The organism is Bradyrhizobium sp. 23, assembly GCF_023073295.1.
Taxonomy (GTDB): domain Bacteria; phylum Pseudomonadota; class Alphaproteobacteria; order Rhizobiales; family Xanthobacteraceae; genus Bradyrhizobium; species Bradyrhizobium canariense_D.
The window spans coordinates 402,506-418,074 of the sequence record NZ_JADPJF010000037.1; the positions used below are offsets into that span (position 1 = coordinate 402,506).

Below are 15,569 nucleotides of genomic sequence, written 5' to 3' on the forward strand. Positions count from 1 at the left end.
TGGGCTTCGGCGTGGCATCCTTCACTCGGCTATCGCGAGCGAAGGATGGTGGGCGCGACAGGGATCGAACCTGTGACCCCTACCATGTCAAGGTAGTGCTCTCCCGCTGAGCTACGCGCCCTAGATGTCTCTAGATCGGGTCGGGTCCCTATAACGGCTCACGGGAGCCGGTGCAAGGACGGAAGGGGGCCGATTTAGGCCGCCAGCATCTTGTTCACTTCGCTGACCAATTCGCGCAAATGCACGGGCTTGGACAGCACCTTGGCGTTCTTGGGGGCATCCGAATCGGAGTTCAGGGCGACCGCGGCGAAGCCCGTGATGAACATGATCTTGATGTCGGGGTCGAGTTCCGAGGCCCGGCGGGCGAGCTCGATGCCGTCCATCTCCGGCATCACGATGTCGGTGAGCAGCATCTCGAACGGCTCTTCCCGTAGCCGCTGATAGGCGGCCATGCCGTTATCGTGGGACGAGACCTGAAAACCGGCGTTTTCCAGCGCCTTGACCAGGAAACGGCGCATGTCGTTGTCGTCTTCGGCGAGCAGGATCTTTGGCATGGCGGAAATGTCGAATCCCCAGAGGATATCAGCGGAGGTCACTAAGCCCGACGGAGGGTAAATTTGGGGTGAAAATCTTTACCCTCCGCAGCTCGCGCTGCCGGACTCTTGTGAACCGGAATACGGCACGAAGCAATCGAGCCGTACCTGCCGGTCCCCACCTCGCTGCCCGCAGGGTTAAGACATGTTCCAGCGCAGATCTCATCTTTTCGCTTGGCAGGATGGTTGCGATTCCGGACAATGACGACACATAAGAGCCGCCCGATCGGCCGAATCAATGCGCCAAGGGCGAAGCCTGATACCGAGAGGCGGAGCCTGATTGCCAAGGGCGAAGCCTGACACCAAGGGACGAAGCCTGAGAAGATGACCCGGTTTGACGGCGACAAGTCGCCAGCCTTCGAGATCGTTGAGCCCGCGCAATGGCGCGCGCCGGTTATCTTCAACTCGCCCCATTCCGGCTCGACCTATCCGGACGAATTCCTCAGCGCCTCCAGGATCGACCTGCCGACGCTGCGGCGTTCCGAAGATTCCTTCATGGACGAGCTGATCGGCCATCTCAGCGAGCGCGGCTTTCCGACCGTGCGGGTCAACTTTCCGCGCTCCTATGTCGACGTCAACCGCGAGCCCTATGAGCTCGATCCCCGGATGTTCACCGGGCGCCTGCCGAGCTTTGCCAACACCCGCTCGATGCGGGTTGCCGGCGGACTTGGCACCATTCCGCGCGTGGTCGGCGACGGCCAGGAGATCTATCGCGAGCGCATCCTGGTCGACGACGCGCTGGGGCGGATCGAGACGCTGTACAAGCCGTATCATCGCGCGCTGCGCCGGCTGATCAACAAGGTGCACCAGATGTTCGGCACCGTCGTGCTGGTCGACTGCCATTCGATGCCCTCGGTCGGCGTCTCCCGCGACGAGCCGCGCCGGCCCGACATCGTCATCGGCGACCGCTACGGCACGAGCTGCACGCCGCTATTGCCCGACCGGGTCGAGGAGACCATGGCCGGCCTCGGCTATTCGATCGGCCGCAACAAGCCCTACGCCGGCGGCTTCATCACCGAGCATTACGGTAACCCGGCCAGTGGCCTGCATGCCGTGCAGCTCGAGCTCAACCGCGCAATCTACATGGACGAGCGGCGGCGCGAGCGCAGTCCGCGCTTTGCACAAGTGGCGTCGGACTTCGGCGTGCTCGCAGACGTGCTGGCGACCACGGTCCCGTTCGGCGATCTCGGCCCGTTCCAGGCCGCGGCTGAATAGGCGCGACGTTTTCTTCGAACAATTGTGTTGGGTGCGATCAGCGCGAATGCGTTTCGCGGCGAGCATCGAAATGAAAGCCGATGCCGAGAGAAAGCAGAGGCTGAAAGAAAAAAGGGCCGCTTCTAATGAAGAAGCGGCCCAAGTCTAGGGAGGAAACGCCCAAGGAGGGCAGCAGTAACGCGAGAAGCGCTACCGCACCGCAACAATATGCGGCCGCGACGCACAAAGTGCAAGGGCTTTCGACCGGTTTCCCATGCAATGAGGACATAGCTCGGTTGCTTCTAGAGAAACCCAGATTCAGTTCCTTTGATAAGGAAATTCAATGGGTTGATAGTCATTTGCATACGAACGAGGCAGATCCGGAACTAAGGTTTCAACTCAATGATCGATTTTTGGCCAGCCAAGTTCTTTGAAGGAGGGACGCATCCGGCATCCAAAATACCAGGGTGCAAAAGCAAGACAGCGCTGCACGATTCTTCCGATTTGAGCTAGGCAGGAGTGAGCTTCACCCGACTTTCGCTTTTTTGAGGATACGCCGTGACGGTGATCGATTTCTCCGCCTTCATCGGACGGCTCGCCACCGCCTCCGGCGAAACCATCCTACCGTTCTTCCGCACCTCGCTGTCGATCGAGGACAAGAGCAAGACCAAGGATTTCGACCCCGTGACCGAGGCCGATCGCGCCGCGGAGGCGGTGATGCGGCGTCTGATCAAGGCCAACTTTCCCCAGCACGGCATCGTCGGCGAGGAATTCGGCAACGAGCGCGAGGATTCGGATTATGTCTGGGTGCTCGACCCCATCGACGGCACCAAATCCTTCATCGGCGGCTTTCCGATCTGGGGCACGCTGATCGCGCTCCTGCACAAGGGCACGCCGGTCTACGGCATGATGCACCAGCCCTTCATCGGCGAACGCTTTTCCGGCGACAGCGGCTCGGCTCATTATAAAGGCCCGTCCGGCGAGCGCCGGCTCCAGGTCCGGCGCTGCGCCTTGCTGTCGGAGGCGACGACCTACACCACCAGCCCGCTGCTGATGAGCGAGCGCGACCGCGCCATCTTCGGCCGCATCGAAACGGGCGCGCGGCTGTCGCGCTATGGCGGCGACTGCTACTCCTATTGCATGCTGGCGGCAGGTCACGTCGATCTCGTGGTCGAGACCGAGCTGAAGCCTTACGACATCGCAGCCCTGATCCCGATCGTGACCGGTGCCGGCGGCGTCGTCACCACCTGGGAAGGCAAGCCGGCCCAGGGCGGCGGCCGCATCGTCGCGGCCGGCGACGCCAGGGTTCACGAAGAAGCACTGAAACTGCTCAACGGCTAGGCGATCTAGGAGCCTGCATGACCAACCGGCGTACGCTCCTTCTCGCGGCCTTGCTTCTTTTTCCGACGCTCGCCTCCGCCCAGAATTTCCCGGCCAAGCCGATCAAGCTGATCGTGCCGTTTCCGGCCGGCGGCCCCAACGATATCATCGCGCGGGTGATCGGCCAGCGCATGTCGGAACTGTCAGGGCAGCCGGTGCTGATCGACAATCGCGGCGGCCAGGGTGGCGTGCTCGGCACCGATGCCGTCTCCAAGGCTGCACCTGACGGCTACACCATCGCGATCTCCAGCGCCGGCGCGCTGGCGATCAGCCCGAGCATGGAAAGGGTCGCCTACGATACGCTCAACGACCTCACGCCCGTGACGTTGGTCGCAACCGTGCCGGAAATGTTGGTGGTCGCCACCAACGTCCCCGCAAAGGACATCGCGGAATTGATCGCGCTCGCCAAGGCGCAGCCGGGAAAACTCAACTTCGCCTCCTCCGGACCCGGCAGCCTGCCGCATCTCGCCGGTGAATTGTTCAAGCTGACGGCCAAGATCGACATCGTGCACGTGCCCTATCGCGGCGCGGCGCCCGCCGTGAACGATCTGCTGGGCCAGCAGGTGCAGATGACGTTCCTGGACCTCCCCGTGCTGCTGCCGCAGGTCAAGGCGGGCGCCCTGCGACCGATCGCGGTCGGCTCCGCCGAGCGTTCGCCGACGGCGCCTGACGTGCCGACCACCGCGGAAGCGGGCTTTGCGGATCTGCGCATCGAGAACTGGTACGGCATGGTCGCGCCGAAGGGCACGCCGAAGGAGATCGTCACCGCGCTACATGATCTGGCCACGAAGGCGATGGCGGATCCGGCGGTGAAGGAAAAGCTCGCTGCCCAGGGCGCGACGCTGGTCGGCGATGAGCCGGAGCATTTTCGCACATTCATCGCGGACGAGACGAAGAAATGGGCGAAGGTGATCAAGGACGCTGGCGTGGAGACGGCGAAGTAGCTGCGTCTTAACCTCTTCTAAAGGGAGGGGAAATCCCAGAACTCACACCGCCGCAGACCGCAAATGCTCCACCAGCATCTTCGCCGGGCGCGGTAGTGTCTTGAAGCTTCGCGCGCAGATCACGAGTTTGCGGTTGGCCCAGCTATCGCGCAGGCGGACCATGGCGAGCGGCATCAGTTTTGCGCAGCGGCGGGCCGCGGCTTCGGGCACCAGCGCGACGCCGACATCGGCGGCGACCATCTGGCAGATCGCATCGAAGTCGCGCAAGCGTGCGCGGTAATGCGGCCGCATGCCGAGCCGGGCGGCGTGCTTCGAAATATGCACCTGAAGCGCGGTGGCGCTGGTCAGCCCGACGAAGTCGCAAGCGCCCGCCTCCTGGAAATCGATCGCGCGGCGGCCGGCGAACGGGCCGCGCCTAGACGTCACCAGCGTCAGGCGATCCTCGCTGAAGGCGAATCGCTCGATATGATCGGGCAGCGCGTGCTCGGCGGCGAAGCCGAGATCGGCCGCGCCCGCAGTGATCGCGGCCGCGATGTCGGTGCTCTCGCGCTCCTCGATGTCGATGGCAACGTCGCGATGCTCGCGCAGGAAGCCGGCGAGCGCCTTCGGCAGATGCTCCGAAAGCCCCGAGGTATTGGCGAGGAAGTGCACGCTGGCGCGCACGCCGCTGGCAAAGCCGGCGAGATCGCCGCGCATGGCGTCGATCTGGTGAATGACGAGACGGGCGTGATCGAGCAGGCTCTCGCCGGCCGAGGTCAACTCAACGCCGCGGCGCCCGCGCTTGAGCAGCGCGACGCCGAGCGCATCCTCCAGCCCCTTGATGCGCGCGCTGGCTGAGGCCAGCGCCAGATGCGACCGCTCCGCGCCGCGGGTGATGCTGCGCTGGTCGGCGACCGCGATGAACAGCTGGAGGTCGACGAGGTCGAAGCGCATCGGGGGTCCCTTCAGCCTTCGTTCCAAACGAAGGCTTTCTCCGTAAGCTACAGATTGTGCCGGCGCGCTGCATCGGTCAATGTGCAGATATGATCGACCCGCTCCTCATTCTCATCGCCGCCGTTTTCCTGATCGCCGGATTCGTCAAGGGCGTGGTCGGGCTCGGCCTGCCGACTGTCTCCATGGGCCTGCTCGCGGTGAGCATGGCGCCGAGCCGCGCGATCGCCATCGTGATCGTCCCCGCCATCGTCACCAACATCTGGCAGACCTTCGTCGGCCCCCATTTGCGCGATATCCTGAGGCGGCTGTGGCCGCTGATGATCGGCACCGTGATCGGGTGCTGGCTCAATGCCGGCGCGCTCACCGGCCCGCATGCGCGCTACGGCACGATCGTGCTCGGCGTGCTCCTGGTCATCTACGCGATCATCGGGCTGAACAAATTCCAGTTTCATGTTGCGCCAAAGAACGAGAAATGGGTCGGCGGCGTGGTCGGCGTGGTCACCGGCGTGATCTCGGCCTCGACCGGCGTGCAGGTGATCCCCTCGATGCCGTTCATGCAGGCGATCGGCATGGAGAAGGACGAGCTGGTGCAGGCGCTCGGCGTGTTTTTCACGACAGCGACACTGGCGCTCGCCTTCAATCTCACCGCGGGGGGATTGCTGACGCCGGCCAACGCGGTGCCGGGCGCCGTGGGCATGGCCTGCGCGTTTGCCGGCATGTATATCGGCCAAACGGTGCGGGCGCGGATGCCGGCGGAAGCGTTTCGCCGCTGGTTCCTGATCGCGATGATCCTGCTCGGCCTCTATCTCGCCGGCAGCGCGCTGCTGAAGGAATTCGCGTAAAGGACGTTACCGCGTCTCCAGCATGGCGACGCGGATGCCGAGATAGATGAAGAGGCCGCCGAGGGTACGGTTGACCCAGGCGACCGCGCCTTCGGAGCTCCGCAAGCGGTGGGCGGCCCTTGCCGCGAACGCCGCCAGCACCAGGCACCACAGCGTTCCCGTGCAGATGAAGATCAGGCCCAGCATCAGGAAGGCGAGCGGCTTGTGCGCCGAGTCCGCTGCGACGAATTGCGGCAGGAAGGCAAGGAAGAACAGCGCGACCTTGGGATTGAGCGCGTTGGTGAAGACGCCCTGGAGGAAAACCCGCCGCAGCGAGCTCTGCACAGGCTCGTCGATGGCCGAGGCCAGCACCGGGCGCGACCACAGCATCTGAAGCCCGGTCACGACGAGATAGGCCGCTCCGACCAGCTTCAGGATCGAGAACGCGGTCGATGAGGCCATCAGCAGGGCCGAAAGGCCGATTGCCGCGCCCGCGACATGGAAAAAGCAGCCGCAACTGATGCCCAGCGCGGCCGCGGCGCCACCTCGCCAGCCCAGCTGCATGCTGCGGCCGATCACATAGACCGTATCAGGCCCCGGCGTGATGTTGAGCAGCACGCCCGACAGGACGAAGAGCCAGATTTCGTGAATGCCCAGCATGTGTGACGTGCCTCCGCCGCCCAACCGTAGCCCAAGAGGTCGGCTTAGTGCGTTCGCTCGTCCCCGTCCACTGCCGGATTGCCGAGGATTTACCTCGAATTTGCAATGCGGATCATACTTTCGCTCGGCCTCATCTGCTCTATAAGGAACGGGTTCTTTGAATGCGGGATTCGAGGCGACTGCCACGCTGTGGCCGGTCCTCGATCTCTTCCAAGTCTCTTGCAAGTCTCTTGGAGCTCCGGAATATGGAAAGACGTCTGGCTGCCATTGTCTGCGCCGATGTCGCCGGCTATTCGCGCATGATGGGCACCGATGAGGCCGGCACCCATGCCGCCTTCAAGGCCCATCGCAGCGCGATCCATCCCATCATCCTCAATCACGGCGGCCGCGTCGTCAAAAACACCGGCGACGGCTTCCTGCTGGAATTCCCCTCGATCGTCGGCGCCACCGAGGCCGCGATCGCGATGCAGACCCTGATGGCGGAGCGCAATCACCATCTGCCCGCCGATCGCGCCATGCAGTTCCGCCTCGGGATCCATATGGGTGACGTCATCGCCGACGAGGACGAGGTCTTCGGTGACGATGTCAACATTGCCGTCCGCCTCGAAGCCGTGGCGAGCCCCGGCGGCTTCGCCATCTCGGCCAAGGCCTACAAGGAGGCCAGCAAGCATCTCACCGTGCCGCTGGTCGATGCCGGCAACCACCGCTTCAAGAACATCAAGGATCCGATCGGGGTCTGGACCTGGACGCCTGAAGGTGCACCGGCGCTTGCGCCCGCGCTGAGGGAGGCATCCGCCCTCTCGCAGCAGTATCGCACCGCGATCGTCGGCGTGCTCCCTTTCGCCAATCTCAGCGACGCACAGGACGAGTATTTCTCCGACGGCCTGACCGAGGATCTGATCCACGCGCTGTCGCTGCAATCCTTCTATCGCGTGCTGAGCCGCAACTCGACGTTCGTGTTCAAGGGCAACAACGCCAGCACCCGCCTGATCGCGCGGGAGATCGACGCCACCTATCTGATCCAGGGTTCGGTGCGGCGTGCCGGAGCCAAGATCCGCGTGACCGCAGAGCTGATCGCGCCGGAGACCGGCGAGCAGCTCTGGACTGGCCGCTACGACCGCGACATCGGCGATCTCTTCGCGATGCAGGACGAGATCACCACCAACCTGTCCGCCGCCATCGCCACCGAGATCGTCCGGGCCGAAGCCTCGGCGCCGGCGCGGCTCTCGACCGACGTCACCGCCTGGGACCGCTTCCTCAAAGGACTGTCGCACTATTATCGGCAAACCAAGGAAGACCTGGCCATCGCCGTCGACCTGTTCCGGGAGGCCATCAGGCTCGAGCCCAAGCTGTCGATTGCGCACGCCTATCTCGCCACGATTCAGATCCAGAGCATCCAGTTCGGCTGGGTCAAGGGCACGCGCGAGATGTGGGCCGAGGCGATGAAGCTTGCCGAAACCAGCGTTCGGCTCGATCCGCGCTCGTCATTTGCGTTCTCGATCCTGTCCTGGACCCACGCGCTGGAGGGGCATTACGAGGCCGCGATGGACGCCGCCAAGCGCGCCGTCGCGCTCAACCCCTACGACAACGGCGCGCGCGGCGTGCTCGGCATCTGCCATTTCGTCATCGGCGAGCACCGCGAGGCGATCGAGCTGTTCTCGATGGCCGCACAGCGCGACAACAGCGATCCGCGCTACCAATGGGCCGCACTGAACGCCTTCAGCCATTATCTGCTGGGCCAATATGACGCGACTCTGTCATGGGCTCGAGAACAGCTCTACATCAACCCGAACCATTTGCAGGCGCTGGCAATCCGCGCCGCGGCGCTGGCGCAATTGGGACGCGGCGACGAGGCGGTCGAGGCGACCCGCGTGCTCATGGCTAACTACCCGACTCTCAATGTCGACCGCCATTTGCGCAATTTCCACTGGAAGCGGCCCGAGGACCTCGCCCATTACCGCGCCGGACTCTTGAATGCGGGCGTGCCGCTCGGCAAACTGACCCTGGTTTCGAGCGACGTCAAACGCGTCGCCGAATCCTGAGAGCCAGCCGCGGCCACGCGGCAATGTCCCCTCCGCCTTTATTGACACGACAGTGAATTCAGCCACACTCGGCTACACGCTGAAGTAGTATAACGTGTTGTCGGTTTGTCAGGACTTTCCGCGCTCTATCGCCGCGTCTGTATTTCACGATTCGCCGTTTTCAGGATTTGGGCCATGCATGACTCCGCTCCGAAGCCCTCCTTAGACCCTTCGATCCAGGTCTCCCCGAACAATCCCTGTCCATTCCTCCGCGGCCTCGTCGGCGAGGGGTTTGTTGACGGCAGAACCGTTCCGCTCGGCACGCTGTCGCAAACGATCGCGAATGCGAGCGGCGAGACCGGGCTGAAGAAGGTCTCGGCCCGCATCCAGGTCCGCGGCGTTGCGCTTATCGCCAACGGGCTCGGTCACATCCTGAAGAGCATATTTTCGGGCGCACAGCTCGACGCGTTGCGTGGCGGCCCTCTCGACAAGCGCGGTGCCGGCTCGCGCGTCCTCGGCGTCGACGGCAAGGTCGATGAGGACGAGCTTGCGCGGTTTGCGAGCTTCGGCCGGGACTACCGGGATCCGAACGGCGGCGGCTCTGAGCCCGGTCTCAACGCCTCGGAAATCGGCGTCTTCATGCGCGACAACCTCAAGCGCGCCGGCAGCGCCGCGCGCTGGTACTACCCCCTGCTGATGAAGTTCGAGTGGCCGATCCTCCTGAAGATCATGGGCAAGGGCGCGGGTGAGGACCGCTATCTCAGCGTGGCCGACGTGCGCACTCTGTTCAACGAGCGGCAATTCCCTGCTCGCATCAACCAGCGGCTGGTATCGCAGCCGGTGCTGTCCACCTGCCAGCGTGTGGTGCGGGGCGCCCTCAAGGTTGCGGCCCTGCTGCTCGCCCTCGGTCTCGCCTTGCTCGTTGCGGTCGCCGAATTTCCCGACCAGGTGCGCGCCATGCTGCCGCAAAAGGGAATTCTCGTGAATCTCCTGCCGCCACCCTTGCCCACGGTCCCGGAGACGAAGGCGGCCTTTTGGCTCGAACAGAATTGGTCGCTGAAGGACAGGCACTGGTTTCACCATGCCAGCCAGGGCACAGCGACCTTCCCGGTGCCCTATGAATGGTTCATGGCCCTGGAGCAGCCGCGCCTGCATCTGTTCTCGGCGCCGGGCATGATGACGGACGGCACCTATCTCGAGCGCTTCGGGTTCATCCCGAGCCCGCAGTCGATCCAGACTGACGCGACGTCACTGCGCCGCTTCGGCTATGCCAATGTCTACGAGACGACACAGGTGCCGGACTGGTCGACCAGGTGGACGCCGGCGGAGAACGTCGACGGCCTGCCGGTCGGCTTCGCACGGATGACCGGTGTCGTCGATCCCGCGACCGGCCGTCGCGAAGAGGACAAGATCGGGCTGACCTGCGCGGCCTGCCATACCGGCCAGATCCACTACCAGGGCGTGGACGTGCGTTTCGACGGCGGCCCGGCCATGACCGACCTGAAGAAGCTCGAGGTCTCCACCGGCCTGTCGATCGCCTACACGCTTTACGTGCCGTTCCGCTTCCAGCGCTTCGCCGATCGCGTGCTCGGCCCCGATGCCAGCAAGGCTGACCGCGCCGCGCTCAAGCAGAAGCTCAGCGCGATCGGCAACTTCCTGATCGACTGGGCGCAAACCCAGCAAAAGACGATTGAAGGCAAGAAGACCTGGAACGGCAGGCAGCAGCAGGACACCGAGGAAGGGTTCGGTCGCCTCGACGCTCTCAATCGCATCGGCAATCAAGTTTTTTCGCAGGATCTCGCGCTGAGCGGGATCAAGGGATTCGAGAAGAACCTGCACGCCCAGGACGCGCCGGTCAGCTATCCCCCGATCTGGACCGTGCCCTGGTTCAAGTTCGCCCAGTACGACGCCTCGATCGAGCAGCCGCTGATCCGCAACGCCGGCGAAGCCCTCGGCGTGACGGCGCTGCTCAACCTGTCCGACGCCTACCCGGAGGACAGGCTGTGGCGCTCCTCGGTTCATATCAACACGCTCGGCTGGATCGAGGACATGCTCAGGGGGCCAGACCCGTTCAAGACGGCAGATCCCTCCACCGGCCCGAAGTTCGGCGGCCTGCTGGCGCCGAAATGGCCCTCGCAGATCCTTGGCGACAATTGGAGGCTCGATCAAAAGAAGGTCGACAATGGCCGCAAGATCTACGCCGAGATGTGCTCCGGATGCCATCTGCCGGCGATCGACACCCCGGCTTTCTGGTCGTCGGGACATTGGGAGCCGAGCGGCGACAGCAAGGTGCTGAACGCGGTGACGATCCCCCTCGACGAGATCAAGACGGATCCCGAACAGTCGCTCGTGCTCAGCAACAGGATCGTCGATCTGCCCGGCTTCCTGAAGGTGAATACGGCCGACCTCCAGAAATGGTGGCAATGCGACGTCTCGACCGCAAGCTCGCCGACCGAGATGGTTTATGCGCTCGGGTTGATGACGGTGGTGGATCTCGTCGCCCGCAAATGGATGGACGACGAGAAGACTCCGGACGCCGAGCGGTCGAAATTGTGGAATCTCGCGCGCAAGAACTGCCTCAATCCGGTGGGGGGAGCACGCTATCGGGCACGGCCGCTGAACGGCGTCTGGGCCACGGCACCCTATCTGCACAACGGTTCGGTGCCCTCTCTCTACTGGTTGCTGAAGCCTGCAAGCGAGCGCCCGCAAAAATTCTGCATGGGCCGCCGCGACTATGATCCCGTGACCGTCGGCTTTGCGGTCACCGCCAACGAGAAGTGCAAGACGGGTGAAACCGAGTTCTCGGCCGGGTCGGACAAGGATCCGATCCAGGGCAACAGCGTGCTCGGCCATTCCTTCGAGCGCAAGCCGGGCGAGGAAAAACGTCCCGGTGTCATCGGCCGCGTGTTCAAGGACGACAACGAGCGCTACGATCTGATCGAGTATCTGAAGACGCTGTAGTGGGTGATGCTACTTCCTCGTCATGGCCGGGCTTGTCCCGGCATGCCGGCGTGTGGTCGCAGGGCAGCATCGCCTCCCCTCACTTGAACAGCGGCGTGCCTGGCACGAAGGCGTCGAAGGCTGCCCAGAATTGGGAACGGTAGCGGTCCTGCTCCTGGAGAATCTCGTGCTTGGCACCGGCGATCACGAGATGGGAGCCTGCGCGCAAATGATAGGCGAACTCCTCGATCGCCGCGATCGAGACCACGGTGTCGCTGGAGGCCGCCAGCATCAGGATCGGCTGACGGATCTCGGACGGGTAGTTTTTGCCCTTGAAGGTGTTCATCGCGCGGAAGGCGGTATCGGCCCAGGCGACCGTCGGTGACGCGAGCCCGAGGGTCGGATCCTCCTCCAGGATTGCGGCATTGCGCGCATAGCGCACGGGGTCGCTGGTCAGCGGATTGTTGATGAAGGGATTGAGCCCGGTGATCTGGTCGCTGCCGCCGGGGACATAACGGCCGCCCATCCCCAGCACGCGCATCGTCTTCAGCAGAGCCCGCGCCGGAAACGAGGTGGCGCGGCCGGGGAGGTCGATCATCGGCGCAGACAGCACCATGCGGTCGAACCAGCGCTTGCCCGCATGCGCCACCCGCAGCATCACGGTGCCGCCCATGGAGTGGGCGAGCGCGAAGAAGGGCGGCGGGCAATCCGGCAGCACCACCTGCTGCACGAAGGTCTCGACGTCGATCTCGAAATCAGCGAAGTCGCGGACATAGCCCTTGCGCGGATCGCGCAGGCGGCGCGAGGAGTGGCCCTGCCCGCGCCAGTCGATCATCGCCACCGCAAAACCGCGGTCGCGCAGGTCGCGCACGGTCTCGAAATACTTCTCGATCTGCTCGCTGCGTCCGGTGAAGACGCAGACCGTGCCCTTGCGGTTCGCCGGCGGTGCCCAGCGCGCAAAGCGCAGCTCGACGCCATCAGGGGTCTTGATGGTGCCGCTGACGACGTCTTCGGGAACGGGATTGGACGGTATCGAGACCAGCGTCATGATGGGGAGGGCTTGGGCACGAAGAGCTGCAAATCAGGGGCGGGAGCGCCGAAAAGGCTGAGTATCCGCCCTCTTGAACGCCGTTCCCCTGAACCCATATCACCTTGGTGCAGGCCGCTACCAGTGTTTCGGAACCGGAACATCAGGCTGCACACAGACGAAAGCCCGGCCCGATTGGCGGGCGGGTTACTCAACAGTCGCTCAATGGAGGACTTGACCATGCGTACCTACGACCTGACCCCCTTCTACCGTTCCACCGTCGGCTTCGACCGTCTCTTCAACCTGCTCGACCAGGCCGGTTCGGACGGCAGCCCCGGTTATCCCCCCTACAATATCGAGCGTACCGGTGAGAACGACTACCGCATCACCGTTGCGGTTTCGGGCTTTGCCAAGGATGAGCTCTCCATCGTCGCGAAGGAAAACACGTTGACGATTAAGGGCGAGAAAGTCGCCAACGAGAACTCGAAGGCCGAAGTGCTGTACCGTGGCATCGCCGCGCGTGCCTTCGAGCGCGCCTTCCAGCTTGCCGACTTCGTGCAGGTGAAGAACGCCTCGCTCGAGAACGGGCTGCTTCACGTCGACCTCGTCCGTGAGATTCCCGAAGCGAAGAAGCCCCGCCACATCGCGATCAACACCGGTGCGCAAGGCGCACAGGTGATCGAGAACTCGGTAGCCGCGTAAATCACGTCGGCCGCTTCCAGGTTGCGAAAACGCCCCGGTGCCCCGGGGCGTTTTTTTGTTGGGCTCTCCTCGTCCCGGCGAGAGCCGGGGAATCCTGCCGCGAGATCGATCAATCGTGCACGGAAGAAATACCGAACGACGGATCTGCCATACCTTACCAGAGAGGATGGTCTCGGTCGTCGCCGGGACGTCACCGATTGCTGAACGGCCGTGCTGGACTGTTGCGCCGCATCACAGAGCGGTGAAATGGCGTAACACCGCCGCCCCGCGCATCGTCTTTTGGATATCGAACCCAAAAACAAGACGGAGAACAATCATGACTTTCTGGCGCAGCCTTTTCGTCGCCGCGAGCCTGCTGGCGGCCCCTCTCAGCCTCGCTCACGCGCAGACGCCGCAGACCGTAAAGGCCAAGAACGTTGTGCTGGTGCACGGCGCCTGGGCCGACGGCTCAAGCTGGTCGGAAGTGATCCCGATCCTCCAGGCCGCAGGGCTCAACGTAACTGCCGTGCAAAATCCGTTGTCGTCGCTTGCGGATTCCGTCGAGGCGACCAAGCGCGTGCTGGCCGAACAGGATGGTCCGACCGTGCTGGTCGCGCATTCCTGGGGCGGCACCGTGATCAGCCAGGTCGGCACCGACCCGAAGGTCACCGGCCTCGTCTATGTCGCCGCCCGTGCGCCCGATGCCAACGAGGATTTTGTCGCGCTGTCGAAGCAGTTTCCGGCGGGACCGGCACGCGCCGGCGTCGTCGAGCGCGACGGCTACACCAAGCTGTCAGAAGACGCCTTCCTGAAGTACTTCGCCAATGGCGTTAAGCCGGAGCAGGCCAAGGAGCTCTACGCCGTGCAATGGCCGACGGCCGCCTCGATCTTCGCCGGTCGCACCACGGAGGCGGCATGGCATTCCAAGCCGAGCTGGTACGCGGTGTCGAAGAACGACTACACCATCAATCCCGATCTCGAACGCTTCCTCGCCAAGCGCATGAACGCAACCACGATCGAGCTCGACGCCGGCCATCTGTCGCTGGTGTCGCATCCGAAGGAGGTGGCGAATTTGATCCTGGAAGCGGCGGGGTATGGCCGGAGCTGAGCCGCGCTCGTCATGGTTCAGAAGGCGCCTGAGTGCTGAGACGCCTTCTGTTTGCGCTAACTCTCTCCCCAACCTCGTCCTGGCGAAGGCCAGGACCCATCACCACAGGGAGGAGTTTGGCGAAGATTCGGAGTTCGGTACTCCCGCGTCACTCATATGATGCACCTCGCGGTATGGGTCCTGGCCTTCGCCAGGACGACACCGTTGGGGTGATGCGGGCCATCGCCTCAAACGCCCGCGCTTAGTCCAGCCCCTGTGCCGCCGGCATCTCCTGCGTAGGCAGGATAGTCGCGGCAGGCTTGACCTGACCTACGGTTGGCGCGGCGGCTTGCGGTGCGACCTCAGCGGGCTTGGACGGCACGGCGGCCGCGGTCTGCGTCACAGGTTGTGCCTGCGGCACCTGGGCCTGCGGCGTCGCAGGCTCGGCCGGCTTGGCGGGGACGCCCGGGGCCTCGCGCGGCGGAGCCGCCTTGGGCAGCGGCACGGAACGGCTGGCGACATGCGGGATCGGGGCCGGAGGGCGGGGCGGACCACTGCGGACCATGGTCGGCGGCGGCAGCGCGCTTTGCGGGCGGTAAGGTGCAACCGCAGGCTGCTCGTAGCCGGGTGCCATGCCGTAGGCGTCGGCAGCCGGCATGAAGCGCAAAATCCTTCCGTCGCGGGCATCGATCACGAGCCGGCCGTCCTCCCCCCGGCGGTCAATCACCGCGATGGTGTAGACGCCGCCGCGCAGGCGCGGGATGCCCAGTGGAGAGAAGCCGTTCTCGCGCAGCACCGCGTAGACCTCGGTCGATGGCAGCAGCACCGGGGCCGGCCCGCGTTCTTCGTAGCCATAGCCGTAGCGCGGCGGCGGCGCGGCCTCCGACGGCGCATAGGGGGCGTCGAAATCCGAGACCGCGATCATCGCCCCTCGCGCTGGAACCTGCGCTTGAGCCGCGGTCGCGGCCAGCGCCAGCGTGGCGGCGGCCACACATCCTGTGAAAAACTTCATGGTCGAGACGCTCCTGTCAGGCCCCCGGATGGATCGCGCTCTTTTGCTTCTTGCGGCGTGGCGGGTCTTCCAAAGGGTTGATCCGAAGCTTCATTGGGGATTCCGGCGTCGGCAGGGCCGGATCAGGGCGCGTTTGCTTCAAAACCGGGGCCGCGCAACTTTTGGAAAGCGATTGATTGACATATGGGGAATCGGGACTTGCGCGCGCTTGTGTGATAGACAAAAATTTGGCAAGGTGATGGTTAGGACAGGAAGACTGTCTCAATTTTGCTTGCG

Annotated in this window: 13 protein-coding genes and 1 tRNA gene; 8 read left to right on the forward strand and 6 right to left on the reverse strand. The window is 64.1% G+C overall.

What is annotated here, in order from left to right; all coding sequences use genetic code 11:
- Positions 1-46: 46 nt before the first annotated feature.
- Positions 47-121: transfer RNA gene (locus tag IVB32_RS08055), tRNA-Val, on the reverse strand.
- 73 nt (positions 122-194) lie between these two features.
- Positions 195-554, reverse strand: a complete 360-nt coding sequence (locus tag IVB32_RS08060) for a response regulator (RefSeq protein WP_007597092.1) — start codon at positions 552-554, stop codon at positions 195-197.
- A 363-nt stretch (positions 555-917) separates the two neighbouring features.
- On the opposite strand from IVB32_RS08060, the gene IVB32_RS08065 reads away from it, so the two are divergent.
- From IVB32_RS08065 to IVB32_RS08075, 3 genes are all read left to right on the forward strand, one after another.
- Positions 918-1,808, forward strand: coding sequence for an N-formylglutamate amidohydrolase (locus IVB32_RS08065; protein WP_018453348.1), 891 nt, complete (start codon positions 918-920; stop codon positions 1,806-1,808).
- A gap of 537 nt (positions 1,809-2,345) precedes the next feature.
- Positions 2,346-3,128: a histidinol-phosphatase gene (hisN, locus tag IVB32_RS08070; RefSeq protein ID WP_018453346.1), complete on the forward strand. Its 783-nt coding sequence runs from the start codon at positions 2,346-2,348 to the stop codon at positions 3,126-3,128.
- Between the two features lie 17 nt (positions 3,129-3,145).
- Entirely contained in the window at positions 3,146-4,111 is a 966-nt protein-coding gene (locus tag IVB32_RS08075) for a tripartite tricarboxylate transporter substrate binding protein (RefSeq protein WP_018453345.1), read from the forward strand.
- A 42-nt stretch (positions 4,112-4,153) separates the two neighbouring features.
- Here IVB32_RS08075 and IVB32_RS08080 read toward each other — a convergent pair whose 3' ends face one another.
- A complete protein-coding gene (locus IVB32_RS08080) occupies positions 4,154-5,044 on the reverse strand; it encodes a LysR substrate-binding domain-containing protein (protein ID WP_018453344.1) in 891 nt (296 codons plus the stop codon).
- Positions 5,045-5,133: 89 nt separating this feature from the next.
- On the opposite strand from IVB32_RS08080, the gene IVB32_RS08085 reads away from it, so the two are divergent.
- Complete coding sequence (locus IVB32_RS08085) at positions 5,134-5,886, forward strand: sulfite exporter TauE/SafE family protein (protein WP_018453343.1); 753 nt, start codon at positions 5,134-5,136, stop codon at positions 5,884-5,886.
- Between the two features lie 6 nt (positions 5,887-5,892).
- Here IVB32_RS08085 and IVB32_RS08090 read toward each other — a convergent pair whose 3' ends face one another.
- Positions 5,893-6,525 carry a LysE family translocator gene (locus IVB32_RS08090; RefSeq protein WP_018453342.1) on the reverse strand — a complete coding sequence of 211 codons (633 nt, stop codon included), beginning with the start codon at positions 6,523-6,525 and terminating at the stop codon, positions 5,893-5,895.
- A gap of 245 nt (positions 6,526-6,770) precedes the next feature.
- Between IVB32_RS08090 and IVB32_RS08095 the strand changes: the two genes are divergently transcribed.
- Together IVB32_RS08095 and IVB32_RS08100 are read left to right on the forward strand one after the other, a co-directional pair.
- Positions 6,771-8,567: a tetratricopeptide repeat protein gene (locus IVB32_RS08095; protein ID WP_162496403.1), complete on the forward strand. Its 1,797-nt coding sequence runs from the start codon at positions 6,771-6,773 to the stop codon at positions 8,565-8,567.
- Between the two features lie 174 nt (positions 8,568-8,741).
- A complete protein-coding gene (locus IVB32_RS08100) occupies positions 8,742-11,507 on the forward strand; it encodes a di-heme-cytochrome C peroxidase (protein ID WP_085350689.1) in 2,766 nt (921 codons plus the stop codon).
- Positions 11,508-11,586: 79 nt separating this feature from the next.
- Here the strand turns inward: IVB32_RS08100 and IVB32_RS08105 are convergent, their stop codons facing one another.
- Entirely contained in the window at positions 11,587-12,534 is a 948-nt protein-coding gene (locus tag IVB32_RS08105) for an alpha/beta hydrolase (protein ID WP_018453339.1), read from the reverse strand.
- 219 nt (positions 12,535-12,753) lie between these two features.
- Here IVB32_RS08105 and IVB32_RS08110 point away from each other — a divergent pair, with 219 nt between their 5' ends.
- Both IVB32_RS08110 and IVB32_RS08115 read left to right on the forward strand, forming a co-directional pair.
- Positions 12,754-13,215 (forward strand): Hsp20 family protein, encoded by a 462-nt coding sequence (locus IVB32_RS08110; protein WP_026232515.1) that lies wholly within the window; start codon positions 12,754-12,756, stop codon positions 13,213-13,215.
- 316 nt (positions 13,216-13,531) lie between these two features.
- Positions 13,532-14,302: an alpha/beta hydrolase gene (locus IVB32_RS08115; protein WP_018453337.1), complete on the forward strand. Its 771-nt coding sequence runs from the start codon at positions 13,532-13,534 to the stop codon at positions 14,300-14,302.
- Between the two features lie 241 nt (positions 14,303-14,543).
- On the opposite strand, the gene IVB32_RS08120 is transcribed toward IVB32_RS08115, so the two are convergent.
- A complete protein-coding gene (locus IVB32_RS08120) occupies positions 14,544-15,293 on the reverse strand; it encodes a hypothetical protein (protein WP_018453336.1) in 750 nt (249 codons plus the stop codon).
- Positions 15,294-15,569: the final 276 nt, after the last annotated feature.